Origin of the sequence: Klebsiella grimontii, assembly GCF_042137965.1 — a bacterium.
Taxonomy (GTDB): Bacteria; Pseudomonadota; Gammaproteobacteria; order Enterobacterales; family Enterobacteriaceae; genus Klebsiella; species Klebsiella grimontii.
Genome location: NZ_CP169721.1, coordinates 411190 through 433797 on the forward strand (window position 1 = coordinate 411190; position 22608 = coordinate 433797).

General features: G+C 55.4%; 22 protein-coding genes. 14 read left to right on the plus strand and 8 right to left on the minus strand.

Annotated features, from left to right (window positions below; translation table 11 throughout):
• The first annotated feature begins 201 nt into the window (after positions 1 to 201).
• The 7 genes from aroK (at position 202) to trpS (ending at position 6621) form a co-directional block, all read left to right on the plus strand.
• Positions 202 to 723: a shikimate kinase AroK gene (gene aroK, locus ACE3MN_RS01840; protein ID WP_004106441.1), complete on the plus strand. Its 522-nt coding sequence runs from the start codon at positions 202 to 204 to the stop codon at positions 721 to 723.
• 54 nt (positions 724 to 777) lie between these two features.
• Complete coding sequence (aroB, locus tag ACE3MN_RS01845) at positions 778 to 1872, plus strand: 3-dehydroquinate synthase (protein ID WP_004132253.1); 1095 nt, start codon at positions 778 to 780, stop codon at positions 1870 to 1872.
• 84 nt (positions 1873 to 1956) lie between these two features.
• Complete coding sequence (damX, locus tag ACE3MN_RS01850) at positions 1957 to 3270, plus strand: cell division protein DamX (RefSeq protein ID WP_064343281.1); 1314 nt, start codon at positions 1957 to 1959, stop codon at positions 3268 to 3270.
• 78 nt (positions 3271 to 3348) lie between these two features.
• Positions 3349 to 4176, plus strand: a complete 828-nt coding sequence (gene dam / locus ACE3MN_RS01855; RefSeq protein WP_004132251.1) for an adenine-specific DNA-methyltransferase — start codon at positions 3349 to 3351, stop codon at positions 4174 to 4176.
• A gap of 17 nt (positions 4177 to 4193) precedes the next feature.
• Complete coding sequence (rpe, locus tag ACE3MN_RS01860) at positions 4194 to 4871, plus strand: ribulose-phosphate 3-epimerase (protein ID WP_064410534.1); 678 nt, start codon at positions 4194 to 4196, stop codon at positions 4869 to 4871.
• Positions 4864 to 5613 (plus strand): phosphoglycolate phosphatase, encoded by a 750-nt coding sequence (gene gph, locus ACE3MN_RS01865; RefSeq protein ID WP_064410533.1) that lies wholly within the window; start codon positions 4864 to 4866, stop codon positions 5611 to 5613. Before rpe ends, gph begins: the two co-directional genes overlap by 8 nt.
• Positions 5614 to 5616: 3 nt before the next feature.
• The gene (trpS, locus tag ACE3MN_RS01870; RefSeq protein WP_004132248.1) at positions 5617 to 6621 is read left to right on the plus strand and encodes a tryptophan--tRNA ligase; all 1005 of its coding nucleotides are present in this window, start codon (positions 5617 to 5619) and stop codon (positions 6619 to 6621) included.
• 89 nt (positions 6622 to 6710) lie between these two features.
• Here trpS and cysG read toward each other — a convergent pair whose 3' ends face one another.
• From cysG to nirB, 4 genes are all read right to left on the minus strand, one after another.
• Entirely contained in the window at positions 6711 to 8084 is a 1374-nt protein-coding gene (gene cysG / locus ACE3MN_RS01875) for a siroheme synthase CysG (RefSeq protein ID WP_024359838.1), read from the minus strand.
• An 11-nt stretch (positions 8085 to 8095) separates the two neighbouring features.
• Positions 8096 to 8905, minus strand: coding sequence for a nitrite transporter NirC (nirC, locus tag ACE3MN_RS01880; RefSeq protein ID WP_004132246.1), 810 nt, complete (start codon positions 8903 to 8905; stop codon positions 8096 to 8098).
• 67 nt (positions 8906 to 8972) lie between these two features.
• Positions 8973 to 9299: a nitrite reductase small subunit NirD gene (nirD, locus tag ACE3MN_RS01885; protein ID WP_004132244.1), complete on the minus strand. Its 327-nt coding sequence runs from the start codon at positions 9297 to 9299 to the stop codon at positions 8973 to 8975.
• Positions 9296 to 11839, minus strand: coding sequence for an NADPH-nitrite reductase large subunit (nirB, locus tag ACE3MN_RS01890; protein WP_064343280.1), 2544 nt, complete (start codon positions 11837 to 11839; stop codon positions 9296 to 9298). Before nirB ends, nirD begins: the two co-directional genes overlap by 4 nt.
• A gap of 240 nt (positions 11840 to 12079) precedes the next feature.
• Here nirB and ACE3MN_RS01895 point away from each other — a divergent pair, with 240 nt between their 5' ends.
• Positions 12080 to 13402, plus strand: coding sequence for a cytosine deaminase (locus ACE3MN_RS01895; RefSeq protein ID WP_049090176.1), 1323 nt, complete (start codon positions 12080 to 12082; stop codon positions 13400 to 13402).
• Here the strand turns inward: ACE3MN_RS01895 and tsgA are convergent.
• Positions 13399 to 14583: an MFS transporter TsgA gene (gene tsgA, locus ACE3MN_RS01900; RefSeq protein ID WP_024359841.1), complete on the minus strand. Its 1185-nt coding sequence runs from the start codon at positions 14581 to 14583 to the stop codon at positions 13399 to 13401. The two genes, ACE3MN_RS01895 and tsgA, sit on opposite strands and share 4 nt — an antisense overlap.
• A gap of 277 nt (positions 14584 to 14860) precedes the next feature.
• Here tsgA and ppiA point away from each other — a divergent pair, with 277 nt between their 5' ends.
• The 5 genes from ppiA to ACE3MN_RS01925 all read left to right on the plus strand — a co-directional run bounded on the left by ppiA (position 14861) and on the right by ACE3MN_RS01925 (position 18203).
• The gene (ppiA, locus tag ACE3MN_RS01905) at positions 14861 to 15430 is read left to right on the plus strand and encodes a peptidylprolyl isomerase A (protein ID WP_004854889.1); all 570 of its coding nucleotides are present in this window, start codon (positions 14861 to 14863) and stop codon (positions 15428 to 15430) included.
• A gap of 108 nt (positions 15431 to 15538) precedes the next feature.
• Positions 15539 to 15706, plus strand: coding sequence for a YhfG family protein (locus ACE3MN_RS01910; protein ID WP_004138384.1), 168 nt, complete (start codon positions 15539 to 15541; stop codon positions 15704 to 15706).
• Positions 15696 to 16298: a putative adenosine monophosphate-protein transferase Fic gene (locus tag ACE3MN_RS01915; protein ID WP_024359842.1), complete on the plus strand. Its 603-nt coding sequence runs from the start codon at positions 15696 to 15698 to the stop codon at positions 16296 to 16298. The genes ACE3MN_RS01910 and ACE3MN_RS01915 overlap by 11 nt, the downstream gene beginning before the upstream one ends.
• Positions 16299 to 16329: 31 nt before the next feature.
• A complete protein-coding gene (pabA, locus tag ACE3MN_RS01920) occupies positions 16330 to 16893 on the plus strand; it encodes an aminodeoxychorismate synthase component 2 (RefSeq protein ID WP_024359843.1) in 564 nt (187 codons plus the stop codon).
• Positions 16894 to 16982: 89 nt separating this feature from the next.
• Complete coding sequence (locus ACE3MN_RS01925) at positions 16983 to 18203, plus strand: aspartate aminotransferase family protein (protein ID WP_004138387.1); 1221 nt, start codon at positions 16983 to 16985, stop codon at positions 18201 to 18203.
• Here ACE3MN_RS01925 and ACE3MN_RS01930 read toward each other — a convergent pair.
• Together ACE3MN_RS01930 and crp are read right to left on the minus strand one after the other, a co-directional pair.
• On the minus strand, positions 18193 to 20271 hold the full coding sequence (locus ACE3MN_RS01930) for a YccS/YhfK family putative transporter (protein WP_024359844.1): 2079 nt from the start codon (positions 20269 to 20271) through the stop codon (positions 18193 to 18195). The two genes, ACE3MN_RS01925 and ACE3MN_RS01930, sit on opposite strands and share 11 nt — an antisense overlap.
• A 51-nt stretch (positions 20272 to 20322) precedes the next feature.
• Entirely contained in the window at positions 20323 to 20955 is a 633-nt protein-coding gene (crp, locus tag ACE3MN_RS01935) for a cAMP-activated global transcriptional regulator CRP (RefSeq protein WP_000242758.1), read from the minus strand.
• Positions 20956 to 21259: 304 nt separating this feature from the next.
• Between crp and ACE3MN_RS01940 the strand changes: the two genes are divergently transcribed.
• A complete protein-coding gene (locus ACE3MN_RS01940) occupies positions 21260 to 21664 on the plus strand; it encodes an OsmC family protein (protein ID WP_004106401.1) in 405 nt (134 codons plus the stop codon).
• A gap of 46 nt (positions 21665 to 21710) precedes the next feature.
• Here the strand turns inward: ACE3MN_RS01940 and ACE3MN_RS01945 are convergent, their stop codons facing one another.
• Positions 21711 to 22580, minus strand: a complete 870-nt coding sequence (locus ACE3MN_RS01945) for a phosphoribulokinase (protein ID WP_004138395.1) — start codon at positions 22578 to 22580, stop codon at positions 21711 to 21713.
• Positions 22581 to 22608 lie beyond the last annotated feature (28 nt).

Consider the following 22608-nt stretch of genomic DNA (forward strand, 5'->3'; position numbering starts at 1 on the left):
CGATTTGAGAGTCGGGTACGACATCAATCCTCCCTTTCTTGTCCGGTGATTTATTCTGTTGCCAAACCAGCCGGAGTATTGAGATAATTTTTAGTCTGACTCTCGCTCTATTGCATATGAGGTTTCAGTTCATGTCCTGCTGCGCTGGGTGTCTGCGAAGCGGGTTTACCATTAACGAATAGTCTTAGTAGTACCGAAAAAATGGCAGAGAAACGCAATATCTTTCTGGTTGGGCCTATGGGTGCCGGCAAAAGCACTATTGGGCGCCAGTTAGCCCAACAGCTCAACATGGAATTTTACGATTCCGATCAAGAAATTGAGAAACGCACTGGCGCAGATGTGGGTTGGGTCTTTGATGTAGAAGGCGAAGACGGCTTCCGCGACCGTGAAGAAAAAATTATCAATGAGTTGACGGAAAAACAGGGAATCGTGCTGGCAACCGGCGGTGGCTCTGTAAAATCCCGTGAAACGCGTAACCGTCTCTCCGCCCGCGGCGTGGTGGTCTACCTGGAAACAACTATCGAAAAGCAGCTTGCCCGTACGCAGCGCGATAAAAAGCGTCCTTTGCTACAAGTTGATGCGCCGCCTCGCGAAGTACTGGAAGCGTTGGCGGATGAGCGTAATCCGCTGTACGAAGAGATTGCTGACGTCACTATCCGTACTGACGATCAAAGCGCGAAAGTGGTAGCAAACCAGATTATTCATATGCTGGAAAGCAACTGATTCTGGCTTAATAAAGTGCGTCAGAGTAAAAGCAACTGAGGTGGACGTCGCGTTATGGAGAGGCTTACTGTAACCCTCGGGGAACGTAGTTACCCGATTACCATCGCGGCTGGTTTGTTTAACGATCCAGCTTCCTTCCTGCCACTGAAATCAGGCGACCAGGTTATGCTGGTCACCAATGAGACGCTGGCGCCGCTTTATCTGGATACCGTACGCTCCGCACTTGAGCAAGCGGGAGTAAAAGTCGATAGCGTGATCCTTCCCGACGGCGAGCAGTTTAAAAGCCTGGCGGTGATGGATACCGTTTTTACCGCGCTATTGCAAAAACCACACGGCCGCGACACCACATTAGTGGCGCTCGGCGGTGGGGTAATTGGTGATTTAACGGGATTTGCAGCGGCCAGCTACCAGCGTGGCGTACGCTTTATTCAGGTTCCGACCACTCTGCTGTCGCAGGTGGATTCTTCGGTCGGCGGCAAAACGGCCGTCAACCATCCTCTCGGCAAAAACATGATTGGCGCCTTCTGGCAGCCGGTTTCTGTTGTTGTCGATCTCAACTGTCTCAAAACGCTGCCGAAGCGTGAGCTCTCTTCCGGCCTGGCTGAAGTGATCAAGTACGGCGTTATTCTTGACGGCGAATTCTTCGACTGGCTGGAAAATAACATTGATGCATTGATGGCGCTGGATGAAACCGCAATGGCGTACTGTATCCGTCGCTGTTGTGAGCTGAAAGCCGAAGTTGTCGCCGCCGACGAGCGCGAAACCGGGTTACGTGCTTTACTCAATCTTGGCCATACTTTTGGTCATGCTATCGAAGCTGAAATGGGCTACGGTAACTGGTTGCATGGTGAAGCGGTCGCGGCCGGTATGGTGATGGCGGCGCATGCGTCCGAGCGTTTGGGGCGCTTTGATCCGCAGGATACGCAGCGAATTATTCATCTGTTGCAGCGTGCTGGTTTGCCGGTATGCGGGCCGCAGGAGATGGCGGCAGAGGCGTATTTGCCCCACATGATGCGTGATAAAAAGGTGCTGGCAGGCGAGATGCGGCTGGTGCTACCCCTCGCGATAGGGAAGAGCGAGATACGCGGCGGAGTACCGCACGATGTTGTTCTTGGCGCGATTGCTGATACTCAGCAGGCGCAACAATAAGAAGGTCTGGCCGCGTTCGCGCGGCGTTATCATTTCGGGTGATGTGCAATAGTCGTGAGCATAAGCCTTTTAGTGGGGTGTTAAATGGATGAATTAAAACCAGAAGACGATATGAAAGCCGATCGCAGCGATCGTCGTACTGGTCGTTCTCGTCAGTCTTCAGAGCGTGATGCCGATCCGCAAATCAATTTTGATGATGTCGATCTTGATGATGCTGACGATGGTCGCCCGACACGCGGCAGCAAAGCACGCCGTGAGCGCGACGAAGAACAGTATGAAGAGTACGAAGAAGAGGTAGAGTCTGACGAAGGCGATGACGAAGAGCGTCAGGTTGAGCGTCGTCCTCGCAAGCGTAAGAAGGCGCCTGCGAAACCCGCTTCTCGTCAGTACATCATGATGGGCGTGGGGATCCTCGTTCTGCTGCTGCTGATTGTTGGCGTGGGTTCCGCGCTGAAATCACCATCCTCATCCAACGAGCAAACGGCTTCCGGTGAGAAGAGCATCAACCTCTCCGGCGAGCAGGACAATAATAATACTCAGCCTGCTGCTCAGGATTCATCAGCGGCTAGCAGCTCGCAGCCGCAGGATGTTTCTCTGCCGCCTATCGCCTCTAACCCGACTCAAGGTCAGGCTACGGCTGAACCGCAAGGGCAGCAGCGCGTTGAGGTTCAGGGCGATCTGAACAATGCGCTGACCCAGCAGCAGGGTCAGATTGATAGCGCGGTAGCGAACTCTACTCTGCCAACTGAGCCTGCTACCGTTGCGCCAGTGCGCAATGGCGCCACTGCCCCGCGTCAGGCGACGACAGAGCGTCAGACGGCGGCGACACCGCGCCCGGCTGAGCGTAAGCATACGGTTATCGAACCGAAACCGCAGGCCACGGCGAAAGCGCCGACCCAGCCGAAACCGGCTCCGGTCCAGCCTAAGCGTACAGAAAGCGTCGCGACTACGGCTCCGGCAAAAGCTCAGCCGACCACTAATCCTACCGCTACTGCACAGGCTAAACCGGCTGCGACTACCGCTCCTGCGGCAACGGCCGCAACTGCATCTACTGCTCCGACTGCGACTGCAACTGCCGCTCCGGCAGCAACGGCTGCTGCGGGTAAAAGTGCCGGCGACGTCAGCTCGATGAAGTCTGCGCCGTCCGGTCACTACACGCTGCAGCTCAGCAGCTCTTCTAACTACAACAACCTCAACAGTTGGGCGAAGAAAGAGAAGCTGGAAAAATATGTTGTCTATGAGACTACGCGTAACGGTCAGCCCTGGTATGTTCTGGTGAGCGGCATTTACGCTTCGAAAGATGAAGCGAAACGTGCTGTTGCTACGCTGCCAGCAGATGTACAGGCGAAAAACCCGTGGGCAAAACCGCTGCATCAGGTTCAGTCTGACCTGAAATAATGCCGCAGAGTAGTCTGAAGCGCAGGATGCTGTCGGAGCTTTCTCCACAGCCGGAGAATGTGTAATTAGTTAGGCAGCATGAAAAAGAATCGCGCTTTTCTGAAATGGGCAGGGGGTAAATACCCCCTGCTTGACGATATTAAAAAGCATTTGCCGCAGGGCGACTGCTTGATTGAGCCTTTTGTGGGCGCCGGGTCGGTATTTCTTAATACCGACTTTTCTCGTTATATCCTCGCTGATATCAATAGTGATTTGATCAGTCTGTATAACATCGTCAAGCTGCGTACCGATGACTATGTTGCGGCGGCGCGTGAGATGTTTACGCCAGAGAACAACGTCGCAGAGCAGTATTATCGGTTCCGGGATGAGTTCAACCAGAGCCAGGAGCCGCTGCGTCGCGCGGTGTTGTTCCTGTATTTGAACCGTCATGGCTACAATGGCCTGTGTCGCTACAATCTGCGCGGTGAGTTTAACGTGCCGTTTGGTCGCTATAAAAAGCCCTATTTTCCCGAAGCTGAGCTGTATCATTTTGCGGAGAAGGCGCAGCATGCAGAGTTTCATTGTGAATCTTATGAAGAGTGCATGAAGCGGGCAGATAACCGCTCCGTTGTTTACTGCGATCCGCCCTATGCGCCGCTGTCGTCTACGGCGAATTTTACGGCTTATCATACGAATAGCTTTAGCCAGGAGCAGCAGGAGCTGCTGGCTAAAAAAGCGGAATCGCTGATGAAAAAGCGTATTCCTGTGCTTATTTCAAACCATCGCACGCCGCTCACTCAGGAGTGGTACAAAAACGCCGCTGAGACGCATATTGTGAAGGTTCGACGCAGCATCAGCAGCAACGGTGGTACACGTAAGAAGGTGGACGAGCTTCTGGCTCTGTACCGTCCGCCCAAGACCAAATAAATTTCAAGGAGATGCGGATGAAGCAGTATTTGATTGCCCCTTCGATTCTGTCGGCTGATTTTGCCCGTCTGGGCGAGGATACCGCCAATGCGTTGGCTGCGGGTGCCGATGTTGTGCACTTTGACGTGATGGACAACCACTACGTGCCGAATCTGACCATTGGTCCGATGGTGCTGAAATCACTGCGAAATTACGGTATCACCGCGCCGATTGACGTGCATTTGATGGTCAAGCCGGTTGACCGCATCGTCCCTGATTTTGCCGCCGCGGGCGCCAGCATCATTACTTTCCATCCGGAAGCTTCCGAACACGTTGACCGCACGCTGCAGCTTATCAAAGAGCACGGCTGTAAAGCCGGTCTGGTGTTTAACCCGGCCACCTCCCTGAGCTACCTCGACTACGTGATGGATAAGCTGGATGTCATCCTGCTGATGTCCGTCAATCCGGGCTTTGGCGGTCAGTCTTTTATTCCACACACTCTGGAAAAACTGCGTGAAGTTCGTCGTCGCATTGACGAATCCGGCTACGACATCCGTCTGGAAGTCGATGGCGGCGTAAAAGTCAGCAATATCGCTGAGATTGCTGCAGCCGGTGCGGATATGTTTGTTGCCGGATCGGCCATTTTCGATCAGCCTGACTATAAAAAAGTGGTCGATCAAATGCGTAGCGAATTAGCAAAGGTTAGCCATGTATAAGTTACAAAACATTCGCGGCGTGGCGTTCGATCTCGACGGGACGCTGGTCGATAGCGCGCCGGGCTTGACCGCAGCCGTTGATAACGCCCTGTATGCGCTGGAGCTCCCGATGGCGGGAGAAGAGCGAGTCGTGACCTGGATTGGCAACGGCGCGGACGTCTTGATCCAGCGAGCCCTGACCTGGGCTCGTCAGGAGCGCGCGGCGTTAAGAGCCTCTCAGGGCAAACCTTCCGTCGATCATGACGATATTCCGCAGGCTGAACAGCAGACCATTTTGCGCAAGCTGTTCGATCGCTACTATGGTGAAGTGGCGGAAGAGGGGAGCTTTTTATTTCCAGCCGTTGCCGATACGCTGGGCGCGCTGCACGCAAAAGGCCTGCCGCTGGCGCTGGTGACCAATAAACCGACGCCGTTTGTCGCGCCGATTCTGGCGTCGCTGGATATCGCCAAATATTTTACCGTTGTTATCGGCGGCGATGATGTAAAAAACAAAAAACCGCATCCGGAACCGCTGCTTATGGTCGCGGAGAAACTGGGGCTGGCACCCACGGAGCTGCTGTTCGTTGGCGACTCGCGCAATGATATTCAGGCCGCGAAGGCCGCAGGCTGCCGCTCAATCGGTCTGACCTACGGCTACAACTACGGCGAGCCGATTTCGCAGAGCGAGCCGGATTATATCTTTGACCAATTTAATGAACTCTTGCCCGCTTTCGGGCTACCGTACAGTGAAACTCAGGAATAAAAAATGACTAAGCCCATCGTTTTTAGTGGCGCACAGCCCTCAGGTGAATTGACCATTGGCAACTACATGGGTGCGCTGCGTCAGTGGGTAAACATGCAGGACGATTACCACTGCATTTACTGCATCGTTGACCAGCACGCGATTACCGTCCGTCAGGACCCGCAGCAGCTGCGTAAGGCCACGCTGGACACGCTGGCGCTGTATCTGGCGTGTGGTATCGACCCGCAAAAAAGCACCATCTTCGTTCAGTCCCACGTGCCGGAGCACGCGCAGCTCGGCTGGGCGCTGAACTGCTACACCTATTTCGGCGAACTGAGCCGTATGACCCAGTTTAAAGACAAGTCATCGCGCTATGCGGAAAACATTAACGCCGGTCTGTTTGACTATCCGGTGCTGATGGCTGCCGACATCCTGCTGTATCAGACTAACCAGGTCCCGGTCGGCGAAGATCAGAAACAACATCTGGAGCTGAGCCGCGATATCGCCCAGCGTTTTAACGCGATCTATGGCGATGTGTTTAAAGTCCCTGAGCCGTTTATTCCAAAATCCGGCGCGCGCGTGATGTCGCTGCTGGAGCCGACCAAAAAGATGTCCAAGTCAGATGATAACCGCAACAACGTTATCGGCCTGCTGGAAGACCCGAAATCGGTGGTGAAGAAGATCAAACGCGCGGTCACTGACTCCGACGAGCCGCCGGTTGTTCGCTACGACATTCAGAATAAAGCGGGTGTCTCCAACCTGCTGGACATCCTCTCTGCCGTTACCGGTCAGAGTATTCCAGAGCTGGAGCAGCATTTTGAAGGCAAAATGTACGGTCACCTGAAGGGCGAAGTGGCGGAAGCCGTTTCCGGCATGCTGACCGAACTGCAGGAGCGCTATCACCGATTCCGCGGTGATGAAGCCTTCCTGAATCAGGTCATGAAAGAGGGCGCGGAGAAAGCCAGCGCTCGCGCTTCTGTTACCCTGAAAGCGGTCTATGAAGCGATTGGTTTCGTCGCTAAGCCCTGAGTAATCTGCTGGCCGCAGCGCAATAAAAAGCCGGGTGCAATGCATCCGGCTTTTTTATATGTGAGCCGTTTTGAGCTCAATCTTCGCCATTAATGGTTTGAGAACCAGTTCAGCTTGTCGCGCAGGCCAACCACGCGGCCGACAATGATCAACGCCGGGCTGGCCATTTGCTTCGCCAGAATATCCAGCTGCTCTAAGGTTCCGGTGACAACCTTCTGAGTGATTGCCGTTCCGTTTTCAACGATGGCGGCGGGCATATCCGCCGCCATGCCGTGGGCAATCAGTTTTTCCCGGATCGCCGGGGCCTGGTTCAGGCCCATATAGAACACCAGGGTTTGCTTTTCTACCGCCAGGTTTTCCCAGTCCAGCTCGCCGCCGGTCTTGAGGTGGCCGGTGACCAGACGCACGCCCTGGGCGAAATCCCGATGGGTCAGCGGGATGCCCGAGTAGGCCGAACAGCCGGAGGCCGCGGTAATCCCCGGTACGACGGAGAATGGAATACCGGCATGGCACAAGGTTTCCAGCTCTTCGCCGCCGCGGCCAAAGATAAACGGATCGCCGCCCTTCAGGCGTACAACGCGTTTTCCACCCTGGGCTTCGCGCAGCAGAATCTGGTTAATCTCCTCCTGCGGTACGCAGTGGTAGCCCGAGCGTTTACCCACGAAGACCCGATCGGCATCGCGGCGCACCAGATTCATAATGTCGTCGGAGACCAGGCGGTCATAAACCACGACATCGGCCTGCTGTATTTGCTGCAGGCCTTTGAGGGTCAGCAGTCCGGCATCGCCGGGGCCGGCGCCTACCAGCACTACTTCGCCGCGATGATCCAGCGGCTCGGTCAGCAGCTGCTCCGTCGCGTCCGCGACGGCCTGGCGGTCCTCATTGGCCAGCGACTGCGCCAGCCTGTCGTTAACAAACAGTTTCTCCCAAAAGCGGCGGCGTTCGCCAACGGTGGCAAACTGTTTCTTCACCCGGGAGCGCAGCTGACCTGCGTAGTGGGCTAATTGACCTAAATGTAGCGGCAGAACCGACTCCAGCTTTTCACGCAGCAGGCGCGCCAGCACCGGCGAGGTGCCGCCAGAAGAGACGGCAACCATCAGCGGCGAGCGGTCGATAATCGACGGCATAATAAAGCTGGCTTGCTGAGGAGCGTCGACCACGTTGCAAAATATTCGCCTTTCTTCCGCGGATTTGCTGACCTGCTGATTAACCGCTTCGTTGTCGGTGGCAGCAATCGCCAGCCAGCAGTTATCCAGCAGCACAGGATTAAACTCACCTTGTACCAAAGTCAGCATGTTCGAATCGGCCCAGACCTGGAACTGCGGTACGAAATCCAGGGCATTGACCGTTAATCTGGCTCCCGCATCCAGTAACAGGCGAGCTTTACGCTCAGCCACATCGCCACCGCCGACTAACAGGCAGTCGCGATCGCGTAGTTGGCAAAATATAGGCAAATGGTCCACGACATTACCTCTTAATTATTGGCAGCAGCCTCTGATTGTTTGATTTTTTCCGGAGCAGGGCGCTCCGATTGCGGCGTAGCATACCAATAACCCAACCCCATAAATACGACACCGGACAAAGTATTGCCGAGTGTTACCCATAACAGATTGTGACCGATACCCGCAAGGGTATAGGCATCGCTGTGATGGCCGAACCAGGAGAGGGCAAACAGCGTCATGTTGGCGACCGAGTGTTCGTAACCGGAGGCGATAAACGCCAGCAGACACCACCAGATAGCGATAAATTTTGCCGCGCCCTCGGTGCGGATTGCCATCCAGATTGCCAGACACACCAGCCAGTTACACAGCGCGCCTTTGAAAAAGAGCGCCATCGCCGACTGGCTGGTTTTTGCCAACGCGACGGTATGGACGAGGCTGGTATCGACCGGCAGCAGGCCGCCGCCGCCCCAGCTATACAGCAGCGCCACGAAAACAGAACCTAAAAGGTTACCTACCCAGGTTTGCGGCAAAATCGCCCACATTTGGCCCTGGCTGATGGTGCCCGCTTTTACGCCCAGGGTCAGGAACATCGTATGGCCGGTAAATAGTTCAGAACCGGCGATAATCACCAGGGTTAACGCAATGCCAAAGGTTGCTCCCATCACCAGCGGGCGAACGGAAGGGTCGAGTAGATTGCCGAGGGTGAAAATAAGGATGATGCCAAGTCCAACATAGGCCCCCGCCATCATCGAACTTACCCAGAAGCTCAGCGGATTGTTTGCCGAGAGGCGTGCGATGCGCGCAGCGTTAGCCGCGCACTTGTTGATAGTGTCCGTAAACATAGGTTTCCTTGAGAGATAAAGATAAAAAATGCAAAAAAAAGGAGGCATTGCGCCTCCCATAAATTGATTAACCGCGTAGCTGCACGACGCCGTCTTTCACTCTGGCCTCATAGTGCGCCACCGAATGGCTTTCATCTTCCATACACAGGCCGTCGCGCAGGCGGAAGCGCTGCTTTTTCAGCGGACTGGCAACCCACAGCTCGCCCTGATGCTCGGCGATCAGGCCGCGAGACAGGACGCTGGACTCAAAGAACGGGTCGATATTGCTAATCGCAAACACCTGGTCGCCGTGATACGGGCGGAAAATCGCCACTTGTTTATCGCCTAACAGCGCGCAGACGCCGGTTTCCGGCAGGATGTCATCGATTTTACAGATGTTTTTCCACTGGCTCATGCGTTTTCCTCCACCAGAGTTACCGGGATACGTTCGTCGGGCGCGGCCGGGCGATGCTGTTCACGCTCAGGGACCACCTGGACGTTCGGGTCGCGCTTATCGCTGTTGATGAAGTGTTTAAAGCGAACCTGGGCCGCTGGGGTGTTGACGGTTTCCGTCCACTCGCAGACTACCGCTTCACGCAGGCGGGCCATCTCTTCTTCCAGATGCGCGTTCAGGCCCAGCTTGTCATCAATGATGACCGACTTCAGGTAATCGATGCCGCCTTCCAGGTTATCCAGCCACGGCGCGGTACGGGTCAGTTTGTCGGCGGTGCGGATGTAGAACATCATGAAGCGGTCGAGGTATTGCATCAGCGTTTCGCGGTCAAGATCCGCCGCCAGCAGATCCGCGTGGCGTGGCTTCATGCCGCCGTTGCCGCAGACGTAAAGGTTCCAGCCTTTCTCCGTGGCGATGATGCCGACGTCTTTACCCTGGGCTTCCGCACATTCGCGGGTACAGCCGGAGACGCCAAACTTCATTTTGTGCGGCGTACGAATGCCTTTGTAGCGGTTTTCCAGCTCGACGCCGAAGCCGACGCTGTCGCCTACCCCGTAGCGGCACCAGGTGCTGCCGACGCAGGTTTTCGCCATCCGCAGCGCTTTGGCGTAGGCATGACCGGTTTCGAATCCGGCTTCGATCAGCTGACGCCAGATTTCCGGCAGGTCGTCTTTTTGCGCGCCGAACAGGCCAATACGCTGAGAGCCGGTGATCTTGGTGTACAGATTAAATTCACGGGCGATGCGGCCCACCGCCACCAGGCCTTCCGGGGTGATTTCGCCGCCCGCAGAGCGCGGGATAACGGAGTAGGTGCCGTCTTTCTGAATATTCGCCAGGAAGTTGTCGTTAGTATCCTGCAGCGGGGTGTGCTGCGGCTTGAGGATATATTCGTTCCAGCAGGAAGCCAGCAGGGAACCAACGGTCGGTTTACACACTTCGCAGCCGTAGCCTTTACCGTGTTTCGCCAGCAGCTCTTCGAAGGTTTTGATGCCTTCCACACGGATGAGGTGGAACAGTTCCTGGCGGGAGTACGCGAAGTGCTCGCACAGGTTATTGTTGACTTCTATGCCCTGTTTCGCCAGTTCGGCGTTGAGCACCTGAGTTACTAGCGGGATGCAGCCGCCGCAGCCGGTACCGGCTTTGGTTTCCGCCTTCAGCGCCGCCACCGTGTGGCAGCCTTTATTAATGGCGGCAATCAGTGCGCCTTTGGTGACATCGAAGCAGGAACAAATTTGCGCGCTGTCCGGCAGCTTATCCACGCCGATGGACGGCTTACCGCTGCCCGCGTGCGCCGGCAGGATCAGCGAGTCCGGGTTTTCCGGCAGTTCGATGGCGTTCAGCACCAGCTGCAGCAGGTTGCCGTAATCGCTGGTATCGCCCACCAGCACCGCCCCGAGCAGGGTCTTGTTGTCAGGGCTGACGATAAGGCGTTTGTAGACCTCTTTGCTTTCGTCGAGATAAACATAGCTGCGCGCGCCCGGCGTACGGCCGTGGGCGTCGCCAATCCCACCGACATCAACGCCCAGCAGCTTCAGCTTGGCGCTGAGATCCGCGCCTTCAAAGGCGTTTTCGGTCTGGAGGATATGGTCAACGGTAACCTGGGCCATTTTGTAGCCTGGCGCGACCAGGCCAAAAACGCGGTTGTTCCAGCTGGCGCATTCACCGATGGCGTAGATATCCGGGTCAGAGGTCTGGCAGGCGTCGTTGATCACAATACCGCCGCGGGGAGCGACTTCCAGACCGCACTGGGTGGCCAGCTTATCGCGCGGGCGGATACCGGTAGAGAAGACGATAAAGTCGACTTCCAGCTCGCTGCCGTCGGCAAAACGCATGGTTTTACGCGCTTGCGTCCCTTCCTGAACGATCTCTTTGGTGTTTTTGCTAGTGTGAACGCGTACGCCCATGCTTTCGATTTTACGGCGCAGCTGTTCGCCGCCCATCTGATCCAGCTGTTCAGCCATCAGCATGGGAGCGAATTCAATCACGTGGGTCTCAACGCCGAGGTTTTTCAGCGCGCCCGCGGCTTCCAGCCCTAGCAGACCGCCGCCGACGACCGCGCCGCGTTTGCTGCGACGGGCACAGGCTTCAATAGCGTTAAGGTCTTCAATGGTGCGATAAACAAAGCAGTCCTGAGTTTCAGAACCTTTAATCGGCGGGATCCACGGATAGGAGCCGGTCGCCATAATCAGCTTGTCATAGAATACGGTACGGCCCGCGCTGGAGTGGATAACCTTCTCCTGGCGGTTGATGGTGATGGCGCGTTCGCCGACCAGCACCTTAACGCCGTGCTTCTCGTAGAAACCTTCCCGTACCAAAGAGAGCTCTTCGGCGGTATGGTGAGAGAAGTAAGAGGAGAGGTGCACGCGGTCGTAGGCGATACGGGGTTCTTCACAGAACACGGTAATATCGAATAGGTTGGCGTCGGATTTATCAAGAAGGTCCTCAATAAAGCGGTGGCCGACCATACCATTACCAATGATAGCGAGTCTGACTTTGCTCATTTTTGCCTCGATTTCTTTTATATTACCGCCTACCTTAACGATTCAGCCGCGACACTTATTGATGCAAATCAATTACACCTTTACCTACTACTTAAGTGGTATGTTTATGATTTGTCAGTATTTTTATAAGTGCTGGAAAACGCTGGCTTTTCCTTTTTGCTTTTTTTATGTACAAAATTGGCAACGGAGACCCACGGCGGGTTGACTAAATATTCAGCAACAATTACGGGAGTCAGCAATATGACAGCAGCGCCGCTTTGGTTAATTGAGAACGTTCGTCTGCCCGATCGCGAAGGACTATGGCAGATAGCGATAGACAAGGGGCGCTTCGGGGATATCACCCCCATGGGTGAGGCGCGCAATGAGAGTTATGAAGTGCTGAATGCGCGCGGCGGGCTGGCGATCCCTCCGTTTATTGAGCCGCATATCCATCTTGATACTACGCAAACCGCCGGTGAGCCGAACTGGAATCAGTCCGGAACCCTGTTTGAAGGGATTGAGCGTTGGGCGGAGCGGAAGGCGTTATTGAGCCATGAGGACGTTAAAGCTCGCGCGTGGAAGACGCTAAAATGGCAAATCGCCAACGGCATCCAGTTTGTTCGTACCCACGTTGATGTTTCCGACCCTACGCTGACCGCGCTCAAAGCCATGCTGGAGGTCAAAAAGGAGGTCGCGCCGTGGGTAGAGCTGCAGATTGTCGCCTTCCCACAAGAGGGTATTTTATCCTATCCCAATGGTGAGGTTCTGCTGGAAGAGGCGCTGCGTCTGGGCGCCGATGTGGTCGGCGCGATTCCGCATTTTGAATTCACGCGCGAATATGGCGTGGAATCCCTGCACATTGCTTTCCGGCTGGCGAAAAAGTATCAGCGGCCTCTGGATATCCACTGCGATGAAATCGATGATGAACAGTCGCGGTTCGTTGAAACCGTGGCGGCCCTGGCGTTAAAAGAGGGTATTGGGCCGCGAGTGACCGCCAGCCATACCACCGCAATGCACTCCTACAATGGCGCGTATACGTCACGTCTTTTTCGTTTACTGAAGCTGTCGGGCATTAACTTCGTGGCCAATCCTCTGGTCAATATTCATCTTCAGGGACGCTTTGACGACTATCCGAAGCGCCGCGGCATTACGCGCGTGAAGGAGCTGATGGCGGCGGGAATTAACGTCTGCTTTGGCCATGACGATGTATTTGACCCGTGGTATCCGCTGGGTACCGGCAATATGCTGCAGGTGCTGCATATGGGGCTGCACGTTTGTCAGATAATGGGCTATCAGCAGATTAATGATGGACTGAAGCTGGTGACGGAAAACAGCGCGCGAACGTTTGGCCTCAGCGATTACGGTATTACAACGGGGAACCCGGCGAATCTGGTGATTCTGCCCGCTGAAAACGGGTTTGAGGCCGTGCGCTGTCAGGTGCCGGTGCGCTGGTCAATTCGTCAGGGGAGAGTGATTGCCACCACGCAGCTGGCGCAGACCTGGGTACAGACTGACAGGGGCGGGGAGGAGCTGTTCTTTACCCGAAATAGCCCCTTTGCCGGAACAAAGGGGCCTGAGGCTTAGTGCGATTCCGCAGCCGCGTTGTTCTGACGGTGGCGGGAGACGAAGCCGAGGATCAGACACATCACAAATACCACCGCGTAGAGAACGTTAGCGGTATGCAGCGCCGCCAGCGGGCCGCTGGCGGCAACGATAGGACCGGTGACCACGAAGGTCAGCATGGTGCCTACGGTGCCGCAGGTGAGAATGAAGTTCACCAGCTTCGGCGATGACACTTTGGTCTGCAGCGAGCCCAGGGTGATGATCGACGTATAGATAGCGCTGGAGAAGAAGCCGAGGGTCAGGATAAACCACGGCATATGCTCCGGCGAACCGTTGATAAACAGATACATCAGTACCGTCGCCACGCCCGCCAGCACCGTCAGAATACGCTGCAGGTCGAAGAAGCGCAGAATAAAGCTGAATGACCACATGCCGATCATGTACGACATCCAGAAATCACTCACCAGTTTACCTGCGTCGCCAAGACTCATACCGAGGCCTTTGGCGTATTCCGGCACCCAGGAGATAAAGCCCAGTTGGCCGAGGATATAGCACAGCGCGGCGATAGAGAGAAACAGTACGCCGATGCCCCATTTCTCTTTCGCTACCGGCTGGCTTTCCTGCAGGGCTTTTTTACCCAATACCGGGAATTCACAGCCGAAGGTCAGCACGAAAATCGCGACGTAGACTAGGCCGATGCAGGCATACACCCAGTACCACTCGATGCTGCGCGCCAGCAGATAAGCGGCCAGCATCGGGAAGATCATCCCCGCCATGCTGAAGAAGGAGTCGGTGAACAGCAGACGCGCCCCGCGCTGACGACCTTCATACATATGGGTGATCAGGAAGGTACCAATCGACATGGTGATCCCGCTGACCAGGCCAAGCACGAACATTGAAGCGGAAAACAGCGCCAGGCTGTGGCTGAACATTAAACCCGCGACGGCCAGAACCATCAGGATAAAGCCAAAACGCAGCTGGGTTTTCAGCGGAACAATTTCCATCAGCCAGGCGTTCAGGAAGATAGAGATCAGGATACCGGCGTTAAGGAAGGTAAAGGTGTTGCTCATACTGGAAACGGGCAGATGAAAATAATCTGCGATGTTTCCCATCACCATCCCGGTGACAATCACCAACGCGCCGGTCAGGGCGTAGGAGAAAAAGCTGATCCATGTGAGCTTGATACGGTTGCTGTTAGTCATGACTGGCCTGTGAATAGAAATGTAAAGCGCGTTGACTCTGCGCCGGGCGGACAGATTTTATGCGTTAGCGTGATTCAAGCAAACGTTTATTCTGAAAATTAGATCTTTTTGCAATTATTAATGTGATTGGCTTCACATTTATTTATTTGGCGAATCAATAGACGCATCGTTACAAGTGTTTCAGCTAAGTAAAATTAGGTAAAAGGCTGGCCCAGGATGCAAAGGCTCTTTAGAATCAAAGCACTCGGTTTTTATTCTGCTCCGTTAAGGAATTTCCATGCTCAAATCCACTCTCGCGGCGGTGGCTGCCGTTTTCGCCATTTCAGCATTCTCCCCGGCCATGGCGGCAAAGGGCGATCCCCATGTGTTGCTGACCACGTCTGCGGGCAATATTGAGCTTGAGCTGAATAGCCAGAAAGCGCCAATTTCGGTTGATAACTTCCTCAAGTACGTGAACAGCGGTTTTTATAACAACACCACGTTTCACCGCGTGATCCCAGGTTTTATGGTGCAGGGTGGCGGCTTTAACGAACAGATGCAGCAGAAGCAGCCTAATCCGCCGATTAAAAACGAAGCCGACAACGGCCTGCGCAACACGCGTGGCACCATCGCCATGGCGCGTACCGCCGATCAGGACAGCGCCACCAGCCAGTTCTTTATCAATATTGCGGATAACGCCTTCCTCGATCATGGCCAGCGCGATTTCGGCTATGCGGTGTTTGGTAAAGTCGTCAAAGGCATGGACGTAGCGGATAAGATTTCTCAGGTGCCGACCCATAACGTTGGGCCGTATCAGAATGTACCGTCGAAACCTATCGTGATTCTTTCCGCAAAAGTGCTGCCGTAAACCTATTTGCGCGGGTAACTCATGCCCGCGCATTCCCCCGCTTCCCTGCGAAATCGTTTTTTGCCGCTTATACTTGTGGCAACCGCGGAATCGTCAGGGAGGTGTTAAATGAAAAAACTCACCGAAAAACAGAAATCCCGTCTCTGGGAGGCTCGACGTAACGTTAATTTCCAGGCCAGCCGACGGCTGGAGGGCGTCGATATTCCGCTGATAACCCTTACCCCCGAAGAAGCTCTGGCGCGTATTGAGGCGTTAAGGAGTCACTATGAGCGATAAATTCGGCGAGGGGCGGGATCCTTATCTCTACTCGGGCCTGAAGGTCATGCGCAACCGCCTGGGCATCCGCCAGGCTCAGCGCCTTGAGCAGGCGGCATGGGATCTGACCGCATTACGCGCGGCAACCATTGAACTCGGGCCGTTGGTGCGGGGATTACCTCATCTGTGCGCGATTCATCGCCAGCTCTATCAGGATGTTTTCGACTGGGCGGGGCAACTGCGTGAAGTAGATATCTATCAGGGCGACACCCGCTTCTGCCATTTCGCCTATATCGAAAAAGAGGGAAACGCGCTGCTTCAGGATCTTGAAGAGGAAGGTTATCTGGTGGGGCTCGCGCAGGATAAATTCATTGAACGTCTTGCTCATTACTACTGCGAAATAAATGTCCTGCATCCTTTCCGTCTCGGTAACGGCATGGCGCAACGCATTTTCTTTGAGCAGCTGGCTATCCATGCGGGTTATACGCTGGATTGGCGCGATATTGCGGTCGATGCGTGGAACCAGGCCAACCAGAGCGGAGCGATGGGCGACCTTTCTCCGCTGCAGACGATATTTCGCAAAGTGGTAAGCGAAGCCGTGGAAACTGAGTAGAATAGCGCGGTTCTTTGTTCCCGGAGCCGCTATGATCCTGCTTATCGATAACTACGATTCTTTCACCTGGAATTTGTATCAGTATTTCTGCGAGCTTGGCGCGGAAGTTCTGGTCAGACGTAATGACGAGCTGACGTTAGCGGATATCATTGCTCTGGCGCCAGCGAAAATCGTTATCTCGCCGGGCCCCTGCACGCCCGATGAGTCAGGGATTTCGCTGGCGGTGATTCGCCACTTTTCCGGTAAGACGCCGATCTTAGGCGTTTGCCTGGGCCATCAGGCGATTGCCCAGGTTTTCGGCGCCGCGATCGTACGAGCCGCGAAAGTGATGCACGGGAAAACGTCCCCGGTCAGCCATACCGGTCAAGGGGTGTTCCTTGGACTGAATAACCCGCTTACGGTGACCCGCTACCACTCCCTGCTGATTGATCCGCTAACGCTGCCTGAATGCTTTGAGGTGACCGCCCGCAGCGAAAAGGGGGAGATTATGGGCATTCGCCACCGCATCTTCGATCTCGAGGGCGTGCAGTTTCATCCAGAGAGTATTCTCAGCGAGCAGGGACATCAGCTGCTGGCAAACTTCCTCAATCGGTGATTTGTAGTTGCCATTGGTTGATTTTTTATGCATATTTTGTGATTAGATTATCATAATCATTGCTGCATAACGTAAAGGATGGGCACCACATGGCAACTGAACAACCGGCAATCACCCGCGCTACATTCGATGAAGTCATTTTGCCGATTTATGCACCGGCAGAATTTATTCCGGTGAAGGGCAAGGGGAGCCGAGTATGGGATCAGCAGGGTAAAGAGTACGTTGATTTCGCCGGTGGGATTGCCGTGACCGCGCTCGGTCATTGCCATCCGGCGCTGGTGGCGGCACTCCATGAGCAGGGTGAAAAGCTGTGGCATACCAGTAACGTTTTTACCAACGAACCGGCCCTGCGCCTCGGGCGTAAGCTGGTGGATGCGACTTTTGCCGATCGCGTGGTGTTTATGAACTCCGGGACGGAAGCCAACGAAACGGCATTCAAGCTGGCGCGCCATTACACCGTGACGCGCCATAGTCCGTACAAAACCAAAATCATCGCTTTCCATAACGCCTTTCACGGTCGGTCGCTGTTTACCGTCTCCGTCGGCGGCCAGCCCAAATATTCTGATGGTTTCGGGCCGAAACCGGCCGATATCGTTCACGTACCGTTTAACGATTTACACGCGGTGAAAGCGGTGATGGACGATCATACCTGCGCGGTGGTGGTCGAGCCGATTCAGGGTGAAGGTGGAGTGACGGCGGCGACGCCGGAATTCCTGCAAGGATTGCGCGATCTCTGCGACCAGCACCAGGCACTGCTGGTGTTTGATGAAGTCCAGTGCGGTATGGGGCGCACCGGCTCGCTGTTTGCCTATATGCACTACGGCGTGACGCCGGATATTCTGACCAGCGCCAAGGCGCTTGGCGGCGGCTTCCCTATCAGCGCGATGCTGACCACCCATGATATCGCCAGCGCTTTCCACGCCGGTTCCCATGGTTCGACCTACGGCGGTAACCCGCTGGCCTGCGCGGTCGGCGGGGCGGCCTTCGATCTGATTAACACGCCGGAAGTGCTGGACGGCGTCACCGCGAAGCGCGAGCTGTTTGTTCAGCACCTTCAGCAAATTGACGCGCGGTTCGATCTGTTTAGCGATATTCGCGGCATGGGTCTGCTGATCGGCGCCGAGCTGAAGCCGCAGTATCACGGGAAGGCGCGCGATTTCTTGTATGCAGCCGCAGAGGCGGGCGTCATGGTGCTCAATGCCGGACCAGACGTGATGCGCTTCGTACCGTCGCTGGTGATTGATGATAGCGATATTGCTGAAGGCATGGCGCGCTTTGCCCAGGCGGTTGAGCGGGTGCTTAGCGCTTAGTGGCGCGCAGCCAGATGCCATGATGCGGACGCTGACGCCATGCCACCGATGAAATGGTGTGCATGGTGTTCAGATGCCCGAGGATGCGCTGCAAGTGCTGCTCCATCGTACTGAGCGGTCCGCGAGGGACCTCCGCATCCTGCGCCTCCATAATATTCACATCCCCCGCGCTGCCGGGCCCGTCGGAATCCAGCCGCTGCTGGCAGCGCTGGAGCGCAATCTCGCAGGACTCCAGATAACGCTGGGCTAAATCCGGCGTCAGCATATTGTGCTCGCGCGCCAGGGTAGTCATGGCATTGATGTGCTCGACAATAAACTGGCTGTGGGTCACCCACAGCTTCATGTCTTCGAGATAGTGGGAATTAAAACCGGGTTCCTGCATCGCCTGATTTAGCGAGTTAAACAGCGCGTTATGCGTCTGATTAACGCGCATGCGCTGATAGGCCAGCGCCGGGGCCTGATGGTCGTCGCTGAGGATCAGCCTGATGGCTTCCTGATCGGCTTCCAGCGCGTCGTGGGCATTTTTGCGCAGCAGACCGCTTTGCCACTGCGGCCATAGCCAGACCATGCCGCCGAAAGCAATCAGGCAGCCAATCAGCGTATCAATCAGTCTGGCGACGATAAACTGCTCGCCGTTCAGGGTGAGCAGTTGCAGGGTGTACACCGCCGTCACGGTAAATCCGACCATCGCCCAGCCGTAATGCTGGCGAATAATCAGGTAGCTCAATAGCGTAATGAACAGCATCGCGGTCAGCGTATAGCCTTCAGGAACGTGAAAGTGCAGCGTGAGCCCGGCAATGACCAGCCCCGCAATGGTTCCGGCAGCCCGATGGACGATACGAACCCGCGTCGCGCCGTAGCCGTTTTGCGTCACGAACAGCACGGTCATCAGGATCCAGTAGGGCTTAGGCAGATGCAGCGCGCTGCCCATCAGGCTGGCGGCGCTCAGCATTACGCTGATACGCGCGGCGTTACGTAACGCCGGCGACTTAAGCGACAGATAGTTTTTCAACGCGGGCAGCAGCGGCAGGCGGCGGGTTTTATCCGCCATCAGGTTACGCGCGTACAGCGGGCGCTGGGTGCGCAGAACTCTGGCAATGCGGCTGAAGTGCCAGGCGCAGAACTGGCCGACAGGATTATCCGGATGCTGCCAGGCGATTTTTTCCAGCGCGCCGATCTGTTTGTCCATCTGAAAGCGCCGGGGATAACGGTGGTAGAGCAGATCGTCCGCCAGCTCCCGCAGGCGGGCGGCAACGGTTTGCGCGTTCCAGCGAATCACCGCTTCCGCGTGACTGCGTTCCACCAGCTTCTGCACCTCTTCTGGCTGATGAAGGCTGACGGAAATATGCTCCTGAAGGTCCAGTCCAACCTGGAAAGCGCGCAGCAGGCGTTTGTGATCGCTGCGCTGGTTAGCCGCCAGCATATGCATCTGCTGATAGCACTGGGTAATCAGATCCACCACCTTTTGCTGGCGGTTGAGCAGCGGCGGCAGCGATGTGGCGGGGTCCGTATGCTGGGTAAGCAGGCTGTATTTGGCCTCGCAGTAGTTGGCGAGCTCACGGTAGAGCAGGCTTAAGGATTCGCGCAGCGGCTGCTCGCGCCAGAGCCAAAACCAGAACCAGTTGAACACCCCATACCATAAGGTGCCGAGGGCGTAGATTAACAGCGGCTCCCACACCGGCATGTTGCCCGCGAGACTGAGGGTAAAAATAGCCGCGATAAGCGAGGCAGGCAGCAGCCGCGCGTGCAGGGAGCTGATTTCAGCCGTGACGCCGAGGATCAGCGCCAGACCGGTGAGGATTAGCGGCAAAGGGATTTCGCGTTGCAGAAGAAGCTGGACGATCAGGCTACAGCCGGCAAACAGGCTGCCGCCGATAATCAGACGCTTAAAGAAACGCTTATGCGGCGTATCCAGCCCGGCAATGTTGCAGCAGGCGGGAACCAGAGAGAACAGAAGCCCCTGCTGTAAGTGGCCAAACAGAAGCCCAATCGCGACCGGCAGACACAACACCAGCGTTTGCCGCAGTGCATAGTTGACTTCAGGGTGGTAAATCAGCCTGCGCCACATGAGGAGAAAACAAAAACGGCGTATCGTCAGGCAATACGCCGTTTTACCGACTTAACGGGTACCGTAGACGACGATAGTTTTACCGTGCGCGGAGATCAGGTTTTGATCTTCCAGCATTTTCAGGATGCGGCCAACGGTCTCGCGGGAGCAGCCGACGATCTGGCCGATTTCCTGACGTGTAATTTTAATTTGCATACCGTCCGGATGGGTCATCGCATCCGGCTGTTTAGCCAGGTTCAGCAGCGTCTGAGCGATACGACCGGTAACGTCAAGGAAGGCGAGGTTGCCCACTTTCTCAGACGTGACCTGCAGACGACGAGCCATCTGCGAAGAGAGACGCATCAGGATGTCCGGGTTAACCTGGATCAGCTGACGGAATTTTTTGTAGGAGATTTCGGCCACTTCACATGCGGTTTTCGCACGTACCCAAGCGCTACGCTCCTGGCCTTCTTCAAACAAGCCTAATTCACCGATGAAATCGCCCTGATTAAGGTAAGAGAGGATCATCTCTTTACCTTCTTCATCCTTGATGAGTACAGCCACGGAGCCTTTAACGATGTAGTACAACGTTTCTGCTTTCTCACCCTGGTGGATCAGCGTGCTCTTTGATGGGTACTTATGAATGTGGCAATGAGACAAGAACCATTCAAGGGTAGGGTCTGTTTGCGGTTTGCCAAGCACCATGCGCGGTTATCCTCTGTTATAAGCTATCTCCGGGTGCCGACACTACACGGCATCCGGGCATGCAATCGTATTGAATCCCTATACCTGGGAATCCGGCTGAAAGTTTTCTGCAGCCTGTAATGTGAACTCCTCTGCATACATGCAGTACATCAATGTATTACTGTAGCATCCAGATTGTTTTAGCATAGCTTTCGCCGCATGTCTCCTGGTGTCTCGCTTCAGCATGACCCAGGTCGCCTTCCGTTGCGAGAATTGTTATGTACGCGTAATCTGTCGGGAAAATTACAGCCCTGGAGTTAAATTTATGCAAGCGCGAGTGAAGTGGGTTGAAGGGTTAACCTTCATCGGTGAGTCGGCTTCTGGTCACCAGATTCTGATGGACGGCAATTCCGGGGATAAAGCGCCCAGCCCAATGGAAATGGTTCTGATGGCGGCAGGCGGATGCAGCGCGATCGATGTGGTTTCCATATTGCAGAAGGGCCGTCATAACGTTACCAACTGCGAAGTTAAGCTGACTTCTGAGCGTCGCGAAGAGGCTCCGCGTCTGTTTACCCATATCAATCTGCATTTTATCGTGACCGGTAAAGAACTGAAGGACGCTGCCGTGTCTCGCGCGGTCGACCTGTCGGCGGAAAAGTATTGTTCCGTCGCGCTGATGCTTGAGAAAGCGGTAAACATTACCCACTCTTATGAAGTGATCGAAGGGTAAGCCGAACGGGCCCCGGCCGGCAAACGCGTCACCGGGGTTTTGACCGTTAGCTTATTTTCCTGCCTTCCATCAGGCGCTCAACCAGCGGCGCCATGATCAGTTCCATCGCCAGCCCCATTTTCCCGCCCGGTACCACCAGCGTATTCATATGCGAGATAAACGAGCCCTGCAGCATCGCCAGAAGCCAGGGGAAATCGATATTTTTTAGATTACGGAAATGGATAACGACAAAGCTTTCATCCAGCGAAGGGATGGCTTTGGCCGCAAACGGGTTGGACGTATCCACCGTCGGTACGCGCTGGAAGTTGAGGTGGGTGCGCGAAAACTGCGGGGTGATAAAGTTGATGTAGTCTTCCATCGAACGGACCACGGAATCCATCACCGCCTCACGAGAGTGGCCGCGTTCGCTGGTGTCGCGAATAAGCTTCTGGATCCACTCAAGATTGACGATGGGCACCACGCCAACCAGCAGGTCGACATGGTTTGCTACGTTATGCTGCGGCGTCACCACGCCGCCGTGCAGGCCTTCATAAAACAGGACGTCAGTCGGTTCGGGCAGCGGCTGCCAGGGCGTGAAGGTCCCCGGAACCTGATTCCACGGCACGGCCTCGTCATAGGTATGTAAATACTTGCGCGACTGGCCTTTGCCGCTTTGCCCATATTCGGCGAACGTGTGTTCCAGCAGGCCGAAGTCGTTAGCCTCGGGGCCAAAGTAGCTGATATGTTTGCCCTGATCGCGCGCTTTACGGATCGCCATGTCCATTTCCGGACGGGTATAGCGGTGAAAGCTATCGCCTTCAACTTCGGCGGCGTGCAGATTAAGCTGGGCGAAGATTTTGCGAAAGGCGAGGCTGGTGGTCGTGGTTCCCGCGCCGCTGGAGCCCGTGACGGCAATCACCGGATGTTTGGCAGACATAACAACTCCCAGAGTAAACGATAGTGTG

Excerpts from the sequence above, each read along its gene's own strand:
- aroK (WP_004106441.1), top strand. The coding sequence starts at position 202 with ATGGCAGAGAAACGCAATATCTTTCTGGTTGGGCCTATGGGTGCCGGC.
- aroB (WP_004132253.1), top strand. The coding sequence starts at position 778 with ATGGAGAGGCTTACTGTAACCCTCGGGGAACGTAGTTACCCGATTACC.
- damX (WP_064343281.1), top strand. The coding sequence starts at position 1,957 with ATGGATGAATTAAAACCAGAAGACGATATGAAAGCCGATCGCAGCGAT.
- dam (WP_004132251.1), top strand. The coding sequence starts at position 3,349 with ATGAAAAAGAATCGCGCTTTTCTGAAATGGGCAGGGGGTAAATACCCC.
- rpe (WP_064410534.1), top strand. The coding sequence starts at position 4,194 with ATGAAGCAGTATTTGATTGCCCCTTCGATTCTGTCGGCTGATTTTGCC.
- gph (WP_064410533.1), top strand. The coding sequence starts at position 4,864 with ATGTATAAGTTACAAAACATTCGCGGCGTGGCGTTCGATCTCGACGGG.
- trpS (WP_004132248.1), top strand. The coding sequence starts at position 5,617 with ATGACTAAGCCCATCGTTTTTAGTGGCGCACAGCCCTCAGGTGAATTG.
- nirC (WP_004132246.1), bottom strand. The coding sequence starts at position 8,905 with ATGTTTACGGACACTATCAACAAGTGCGCGGCTAACGCTGCGCGCATC.
- nirD (WP_004132244.1), bottom strand. The coding sequence starts at position 9,299 with ATGAGCCAGTGGAAAAACATCTGTAAAATCGATGACATCCTGCCGGAA.
- nirB (WP_064343280.1), bottom strand. The coding sequence starts at position 11,839 with ATGAGCAAAGTCAGACTCGCTATCATTGGTAATGGTATGGTCGGCCAC.
- ACE3MN_RS01895 (WP_049090176.1), top strand. The coding sequence starts at position 12,080 with ATGACAGCAGCGCCGCTTTGGTTAATTGAGAACGTTCGTCTGCCCGAT.
- tsgA (WP_024359841.1), bottom strand. The coding sequence starts at position 14,583 with ATGACTAACAGCAACCGTATCAAGCTCACATGGATCAGCTTTTTCTCC.
- ppiA (WP_004854889.1), top strand. The coding sequence starts at position 14,861 with ATGCTCAAATCCACTCTCGCGGCGGTGGCTGCCGTTTTCGCCATTTCA.
- ACE3MN_RS01910 (WP_004138384.1), top strand. The coding sequence starts at position 15,539 with ATGAAAAAACTCACCGAAAAACAGAAATCCCGTCTCTGGGAGGCTCGA.
- ACE3MN_RS01915 (WP_024359842.1), top strand. The coding sequence starts at position 15,696 with ATGAGCGATAAATTCGGCGAGGGGCGGGATCCTTATCTCTACTCGGGC.
- pabA (WP_024359843.1), top strand. The coding sequence starts at position 16,330 with ATGATCCTGCTTATCGATAACTACGATTCTTTCACCTGGAATTTGTAT.
- ACE3MN_RS01925 (WP_004138387.1), top strand. The coding sequence starts at position 16,983 with ATGGCAACTGAACAACCGGCAATCACCCGCGCTACATTCGATGAAGTC.
- ACE3MN_RS01930 (WP_024359844.1), bottom strand. The coding sequence starts at position 20,271 with ATGTGGCGCAGGCTGATTTACCACCCTGAAGTCAACTATGCACTGCGG.
- crp (WP_000242758.1), bottom strand. The coding sequence starts at position 20,955 with ATGGTGCTTGGCAAACCGCAAACAGACCCTACCCTTGAATGGTTCTTG.
- ACE3MN_RS01940 (WP_004106401.1), top strand. The coding sequence starts at position 21,260 with ATGCAAGCGCGAGTGAAGTGGGTTGAAGGGTTAACCTTCATCGGTGAG.
- ACE3MN_RS01945 (WP_004138395.1), bottom strand. The coding sequence starts at position 22,580 with ATGTCTGCCAAACATCCGGTGATTGCCGTCACGGGCTCCAGCGGCGCG.